The 386-nt window shown below is 70.2% G+C and carries 1 protein-coding gene; it reads left to right on the forward strand.

Annotated features, from left to right (window positions below):
- The coding region (locus AB4Y34_RS42075) for a calcium-binding protein (RefSeq protein ID WP_368719335.1) at nt 1–386 on the forward strand (386 nt) is incomplete at both ends.

The raw sequence follows: 386 nt of genomic DNA on the forward strand, positions 1-386 counted from the left end.
ATCGTGCAGGTCCGTGCCACCGGCCGGCAGATCCGCATCGTCAACCATTTCTCGGCCAGCGACGGCACCAGCGGGCTGGCCGGGCTGACCTTCGCCGACGGCACCACCATGCCGTTGGGCGAACTGGCGATGCTGGGGGGCACCGGCGGCGACCTGCTGACCGGGGCGGCGACCGACGACCTGCTGCTGGGCCAGGACGGCGATGTCCGGCTGAGCGGCGGCGGCAACGACACGATCCTCGGCTATGCCGGCAACGACACGCTGATCGGCGGTACCGGATCGGATTCCATCGATGGCGGTACGGGCGACGATCTGATCGACGGACGCGACGACCCCGGCACCGACGGCGCGAGCGATGTGATCCAGGGCCGCGATGGCAACGACAC

Source organism: Paraburkholderia sp. BR10954 (assembly GCF_040965775.1).
GTDB classification, from domain to species: Bacteria; Pseudomonadota; Gammaproteobacteria; order Burkholderiales; family Burkholderiaceae; genus Paraburkholderia; species Paraburkholderia youngii.